The 6,825-nt window shown below is 42.5% G+C and carries 6 protein-coding genes; 2 read left to right on the top strand and 4 right to left on the bottom strand.

The window, feature by feature from the left end; all coding sequences use genetic code 11:
- Positions 1–625: 625 nt before the first annotated feature.
- Positions 626–1,210, top strand: coding sequence for a transposase (locus tag BM015_RS20835; protein ID WP_090663228.1), 585 nt, complete (start codon positions 626–628; stop codon positions 1,208–1,210).
- 200 nt (positions 1,211–1,410) lie between these two features.
- Here the strand turns inward: BM015_RS20835 and BM015_RS20830 are convergent, their stop codons facing one another.
- From BM015_RS20830 to BM015_RS20815, 4 genes are all read right to left on the bottom strand, one after another.
- The gene (locus BM015_RS20830) at positions 1,411–2,295 is read right to left on the bottom strand and encodes a sugar phosphate isomerase/epimerase family protein (RefSeq protein ID WP_090663225.1); all 885 of its coding nucleotides are present in this window, start codon (positions 2,293–2,295) and stop codon (positions 1,411–1,413) included.
- Positions 2,296–2,310: 15 nt separating this feature from the next.
- A complete protein-coding gene (locus tag BM015_RS20825) occupies positions 2,311–3,111 on the bottom strand; it encodes an SDR family NAD(P)-dependent oxidoreductase (RefSeq protein ID WP_090663223.1) in 801 nt (266 codons plus the stop codon).
- Between the two features lie 9 nt (positions 3,112–3,120).
- Entirely contained in the window at positions 3,121–4,149 is a 1,029-nt protein-coding gene (locus tag BM015_RS20820; RefSeq protein WP_177191981.1) for a zinc-binding dehydrogenase, read from the bottom strand.
- 274 nt (positions 4,150–4,423) lie between these two features.
- Positions 4,424–5,122, bottom strand: a complete 699-nt coding sequence (locus BM015_RS20815) for an orotidine 5'-phosphate decarboxylase / HUMPS family protein (RefSeq protein ID WP_090663221.1) — start codon at positions 5,120–5,122, stop codon at positions 4,424–4,426.
- 589 nt (positions 5,123–5,711) lie between these two features.
- Between BM015_RS20815 and gcvT the strand changes: the two genes are divergently transcribed.
- A complete protein-coding gene (gene gcvT / locus BM015_RS20800; RefSeq protein ID WP_090663215.1) occupies positions 5,712–6,824 on the top strand; it encodes a glycine cleavage system aminomethyltransferase GcvT in 1,113 nt (370 codons plus the stop codon).
- Position 6,825: the final 1 nt, after the last annotated feature.

The raw sequence follows: 6,825 nt of genomic DNA, 5'->3' as shown, positions 1-6,825 counted from the left end.
TCCGGCGATTTTTTTTCGTTGCCATATTTATTCTTTTTTGATGAGGGCTAAAGTTACGGATAGTGCGGAAGGCTTCCGTAGGTTTAGTTCAACATGCGGTTTGGCGTTATGGCGGCTTGAAGGAATAAACATCAGCTTACTATCGCTAATCTGCAGTATATCCAGCTTGACGGAACGCTATTGAGCAGTAGAAATAAACTTGTACATTAGTTCATCAATCGGCTTCAGTTGTCGGCAGACGGAATACAGAATACCGCCACAACGCCAAGCCGATAAACGTTAGCTGCTACCTTTCGGACACAACGTTTTGATTGTTATACCATTTTATAAACTCAACACACGCAAGCCATACAGCTTCAATTTTTGACTTACAGATTACGCGAACATCATTGCTTCTGTCTATCGTTTCGCCGTACTTAGCCGCCTCTTTATCATCTTTTTCTCGCTCTTTAATTAGTTGTTCGTACCCGGCGTAATGAAATAAGTTGTGAAGGCTTTTCCCTTTTTCAAAACTGAAACAAAATAACTCCTTCTCCGCAATGTCTCTTTAGCAAAGCCATGAGCACAGGAAAGGACATTGCGGCCTACGGAGCACAAAAGCCCATCTTTTCCCATAACTTCAACCATGCCCGTACGTAAAGCCATACCAGAAAAAGATGGGGCCTATTTTATAACCTTCACTTGCAGTAATTGGCTGCCTTTATTTAAAATCTGCAATGCTTACGATGCCGTGTACAATTGGTTTAATCACCTAAAGCAAAAAAGTCATTATATCATCGGCTATGTCATCATGCCAAGCCATGTTCACGCAGTTATTGCATTCAGCAATACAGGTAAAAGCATCAATACAATTATATCTAACGGCAAACGGTTTATAGCGTATGATTTGATAAACCGGCTGCGGAAGCAGAATAGTCATTTAATATTAAGCGAGCTATCATCAGGTTTAAATAAAACAGAAATAAAAGAAGGTAAGCTGCATAGCGTTTTCGAAACATCCTTCGACTGGAAAGAATGCCGCACAGAAAAATTCATTCAACAAAAATTAGATTATATACACTTCAATCCCTGCAAAGCAAAGCTGGTTGAACTTCCGGAACAATATGAACATAGCTCAGCCAAATATTACTATGCAGGCAATCAAGGAATCTATCCTGTTACAAGCTTTATGGAGTTAAGGGATATTGATTTAACAGCATTACATACATGAAACCGCAATGTCCTTCCATCCGCACACAAGCAAGGCGAAGAGACATTGCGGCGAAGAAGAAGGAAAATTTCATTAAGTTGAGAATACCAGAATTTAAATGATTAGGGATAGCTTCTCTGTCGCAAGTATGCCGCTTAGCCTTTGCAGCGCATCGCACTTGTGCCTTGCAACATAAAAAAAGCGAACCCGTACAAGTATATTTATTCCCAGTATTGTTTTATTTTTTTTCTTAAAAACGCAACACTTCTTTCCAATTGTTCCATTCCGTCAACACCATCTTCAATACTTATCCAGCTATTAAAGCCCACTCTTTTTAATTCGGAGAAAATAGCATCATAGTCATTCAAGCCTTTTCCTATTTCACCATGGCTTAACCTTTTTGCATATCCTGTTGCGCCGCCTTCTTCGTTGCGCAGGTCTTCTATCGTTCCATATTTCAAATAACGGTCACTGGCATGCATCGTAACCACACGGTGCGAAACCCTTTTCAATAACTCAACAGGGTCTTCGCCGGCGAGGTAGGTGTTACTTGGGTCATAGTTCACGCCAAAGAAAGGATGCTGAACAGCGTCAACCAATTTGCAGAATACATCCATTTTTTGTGCAAACTCGGGATATTCCCAGAAATCATCTTTATAATGATTCTCCAATATCAATGTAATATTTCTTTCCTGTGCATAAGGCAAACATTCATAAATACAATCTGCTGCCAGTTTCACGCCTTCTTCAACGGATAATCCCGGCCTTCTTTGACCTGATAAAACACGGCAATAAGACCCGCCCAGTGTATGCGTCATATCAATCCACACCTTCTGCTTCTCCATTTCGTTATCGCGGAATTTTTTATCGGGATGCGTGAAATCGGGCGAGCAGCACATCATCGGGATTACTTTGCCTTTATCGCTTACCATTTGCCGGAATAAAGGCCAGTTCCTTTTATCATTCATTTCCAGGAAACCGGCATACCATTCCAGGCCATCAATATCGAGCTTTGAAGCAAGGTCAATCCATTCGCTTACTTTCATTGTTCCGTCTTTACACAAAGCCTGCATAAATGCTTTGGGAAACGCTGCTAATTTTGGCATGTTGGTTACCGTTGGTTATTTGGATGTTTTGATTGTAGAAGCATCTTTGGGAGGGTTGCGCCCGATAAAAGGATGCTGCTCTATATCTACCACCTGGCCGCTGATGGGGCCGCTTTCATCCGCCAGCCAGTAAACAGCAGCAGCAGCAATTTCCGCAGGCCACAATATTCTACCTGCCGGTGCATACACCGATGGTAAATCTTTATACCAGTCTTCCGCCAGGCCATGATCTTTTTTACGTTGCTTTTCCGTTTCCGTTAAAACCCATCCCGGGTTGATTTGGTTTACCCGAACATGATTTTCACGGAATAAAGTATCACCAAGATTTCTTGTCATCGTCATTAAAGCGCCTTTACTAACGCTGTAGGCGAGCAGGTTGGGTTCACCACTGTAAGCATTAACCGAACCTATGTTCAACACGCAACCTTTTTGTTCAGATAAATAAGGCAGTGCGGCTTTAATTAAACTAAAAGGGGCAATTGTATTTACTTCCAGTATTTTCCGCAGGAAGCTTGGGTCCGTTGTATGGATACTGGACGAAGCAACAAGTGCTGCATTATTTACAACGGCATCCAGTTTACCAAATGTTTTTACGGCCAGTTGCACCAATCGTTCTGCCGCGCCTTCCCTGCTTATATCTTCAATGTGCAAAACGGCCTTATCGCCGCGTGTTTCATGTAATACCGCTTTGCCCCATTCTTCTTCCAGCCCATGCAGTACCACCTTTGCGCCTTCTTCCACACATCGTTTGGCAATGGCTTTACCAATACCGGTTGTACTGCCGGTAACGATTATGACTTTATTCTGCAATCGCATAGCTGATGATTAAACTGGTTTCAAAACGCTTTTTACCACTTCTCCTTTATGCATTTTTTCGAAGGCTTCATGCCATTCAGTAATGGGCCATACGCCGCCTATAATTGGTTTTACATCCAGTTTCCCGGAAGCTAATAAGGAAATTACTTTTTCCCATACCGGCCAGTTATGACTAAAGCTTCCCTGGAGCGTAACATTTTTCTGCACCAATGGGTCCAATGAAAAACCCAGTGGCTGCGGTCCCCATCCCACTTTGGTGATATGCCCGTTTGGCCTCACCAACTGCAATGCAATTTTTAAAGTAATGCTTACCCCGGCTGCGTCAATGATAAAATCGGCGCCTAACCCATCTTTTCGTTTAGCCCATTCTGTTGCGTCACCGGTTATTGGTTCAACGCCGTATTGCCTTGCAATATCCAGGCGGCGCCTGTCTGCTTCCAGGCCAACGATTGCCACATCTGCCCCGCAGAGCTTTGCCACCGCAGCGCAAAGGATGCCGATGGTGCCCGGCCCCAATACGATAACGCGGTCACCGGGTTTTATTCTTGAATTTTCAACCACTGCATTATAAGCAACGCAACAAGGTTCTGTTAAGCAAGCCTGCTCAAATGAAAGCTCGCCAGGCACATGATGCAGGCAGCGGGCGGGCACTCTTACATATTTTGTCATGGCGCCATCCACGCCATATCCAAATCCTTTCCGGTTTGGATCAAGATTGTAGAGACCCGCTCTTGACATAGGGTTATCGGGATTAATAATAGCCGCTGTTTCACTTACAACCCTGTCTCCTTCTTTCCAGTTTTTTACACGGTTTCCTGTTGCTGCAATATGGCCGCCAAATTCATGGCCGAGCACAACCGGGTAATTTACCGGCCAGCTATGATCGGCAGTCCATTGATGCAGGTCGCTTCCGCAAACGCCCACATTCACCACTTCAAGCAAAACATCATCTTCCCCTATTTCAGGCTTATTGATTTCTCTTATTTCCACCGAACCTTTTTCGGGTGCATAGTTTACTACTGCTGCTGATTTGATCATAACTTAAAAGAACAATTTTTTATATAGAAGTTGTTTAGACTTATTTTAACCACATAGAAATATAGTAATTGCGTAGAAAAATATATTTAGTTTTAAGCGAAGAACAAAGTGGATTATGGTATTTTCATCGAAGATGAAAACCTTTGTGTCACTTTCTTATCTATGCTAAACAACTATGAATCTATGTGGTTTATTTCAAAAGGCTAAATAAATTCATTGTGTATTGCCGGATGGTTAAATAACTGAAAGCGTTTAATCATCTAACCATTTTATCTCACTTATTTACCTCGCCATAACTATGAATTTTTTTACAAATCAACCGCAGTGATTCTTCCAGGTTGCCGTCCGCCGTTCTGAAAGCATCCGCATCAATTGTAAGCGGGGCGCCTAATACCACTAACGGCGCTCCATAGGCGGGGCATTTAATCGCCTGCTCAAGCGATAATCCTCCCACTGCCTGCACAGGAATATTTACGGCTTTCACCACAGCGCCTAACTGATCCAGCGGGCTTGGCATTCTTTTCCCCTGTGCGGCAATACCCCGGCGTTCATCATAACCAATATGATGAACGATATAATCACAACCCAGGTCTTCGAGCCACCTGGCAGCAGCCACCATATCATTACAGCCGAGATTATCACCCATTACTTTTACGCCAAAATCCTTTCCGGCTTTTACCACGCATTTTATTGTTTCTTCATGCGCCCTTGCCATTACCACCACATGCGTTGCACCCGCTTTGGCCATCATTTCCGCTTCCAGGTAGCCGCCATCCATTGTTTTTAAATCGGCTACAATGGGCACACCGGGAAAAGCCGCCCTTAATTTTTTAACCCCATGCAATCCTTCCGCTAATATTAAAGGGGTACCGGCCTCCAGCCAATCCACACCGGCCCGCATAGCCATAGCGGCGGTTTCCAGCGCTTCATCAATATTTGTAAGGTCTAACGATATTTGAACTATCGGCTTCATGCAGTAATTACTATTTAAAAATTATATGGTAGAAAATGGCTTGCAGCACTAAAGTTAAGTACTTAAGCTTCAACGTGGCTTATGCTAAAAAGATTGATGAAGCATGGGTTTCAAAGTATGAACATTATTTCAGAGATAGTTTATCACAACAAAACTACATCTTGACATATGGGTTTTTGTATGGAACAATAAATTTGCTTGCTGTTTACAAGTTTTGGGAACAGGGCATTGAAAAGTAAATAAACCAATGTGCGACAAATGTTTTAATAGTGAAATAATATCTTTCCCTACACAAGCGGACTTTGAAGAGTTCGACTTAGTGTTGACGAAGAAGATTGCTAATGACAAAAGCATTAAAATGAGAGCGTTTGTAAACACAAACCGGAAAGATGTTGGGTACCAGATTTATGAATGTCTTGTATGTGGACAATTATGGAAACTTTCAACACCGGACTACGCCTACAGAGGCTGCTTTCTACATTTGACAAAATAAAACGCCCTCCGCAACAATTATTTCACTTCACACCCTGCATCATTTATTTTTGCCGCAATTAATTAAATCATTTTAAAAATCCCGTTTGGGTTAGGCATGAAGCACACTCCTTTCACACAAAAACATATTGCACTTGGCGCTAAAATGGCTGAGTTTGCAGGATATAATATGCCGATAAGTTACACGGGCATTAACGATGAACATGCTGCGGTGCGCAATAACGCTGGTGTGTTTGATGTGAGCCACATGGGCGAATTTATTTTGAAAGGCGAAAATGCTTTAGACCTTATTCAACGCATAACCACCAACGATGCATCTAAACTAACCAATGGCAAAGCGCAATACAGTTGCTTTACCAACAACAAAGGCGGCATTGTTGATGACCTGTTGGTGTATTGCATTGAAGAAAACAAAGTGTATATGCTGGTGGTAAATGCCGGTAATATTGCAAAAGACTGGAACTGGGTTGTACAGCACAATTCAAACAATGTGGAACTGCACAACATAAGCGATAAAACCGGCCTGCTTGCCATACAGGGCCCTAACGCTACAAAAATTTTACAGCCACTAACTGATATAGATATTCTCAACCTTAAATATTACACATTCGTAAAAGGAACGTTTGCAGGTGTTGAGAATGTATTGATAAGTGCAACCGGTTATACCGGCGCCGGCGGCGTTGAAATATATTTTCCTGCCTCGTCGTCAGACAGGGAAGATAAAGAGGATAATGCTGATAAAATATGGAACGCCATTTTTGAAGCAGGCCGGGCAGAAAACATAAAACCTATTGGTCTTGGCGCAAGAGATACATTGCGTTTGGAAATGGGATTTTGTTTATACGGCAATGATATTGATGATACCACCTCACCGCTTGAAGCAGGCCTGGGCTGGATAACAAAGCTGAATAAACCAACGGCTTTTACGGCTAAAGAAATTATAGAAAAGCAAAAAGCAGAAGGCATTAAAAGAAAGCTCGTTGGTTTTGAAATGATTGACCGCGGCATTCCGCGCCACGATTATGCAATTAAAGATGCAGAAGGCAATACGATAGGTAAAGTAACCAGCGGCACACAATCGCCATCACTGGGTAAAGCTATAGGTATGGGGTATGTTGCTGTTGATAATGCCGGCCTGGATAATGAAATTTTTATTGATATACGCGGCAGGCTTATCAAGGCAAAAATTGTAAAAATGCCGTTTGCATAGC

The sequence above is a fragment of the Parafilimonas terrae genome (assembly GCF_900115755.1).
In the GTDB taxonomy this organism is placed as follows: Bacteria; Bacteroidota; Bacteroidia; order Chitinophagales; family Chitinophagaceae; genus Parafilimonas; species Parafilimonas terrae.
Note: the sequence above shows the minus strand (reverse complement) of the source record. Positions and strands in the feature narration are given on the sequence as shown.

Coding starts and splice junctions, on each gene's coding strand:
- BM015_RS20835 (WP_090663228.1), top strand. CDS start 626: ATGCCCGTACGTAAAGCCATACCAGAAAAAGATGGGGCCTATTTTATA.
- BM015_RS20830 (WP_090663225.1), bottom strand. CDS start 2,295: ATGCCAAAATTAGCAGCGTTTCCCAAAGCATTTATGCAGGCTTTGTGT.
- BM015_RS20825 (WP_090663223.1), bottom strand. CDS start 3,111: ATGCGATTGCAGAATAAAGTCATAATCGTTACCGGCAGTACAACCGGT.
- BM015_RS20820 (WP_177191981.1), bottom strand. CDS start 4,149: ATGATCAAATCAGCAGCAGTAGTAAACTATGCACCCGAAAAAGGTTCG.
- BM015_RS20815 (WP_090663221.1), bottom strand. CDS start 5,122: ATGAAGCCGATAGTTCAAATATCGTTAGACCTTACAAATATTGATGAA.
- gcvT (WP_090663215.1), top strand. CDS start 5,712: ATGAAGCACACTCCTTTCACACAAAAACATATTGCACTTGGCGCTAAA.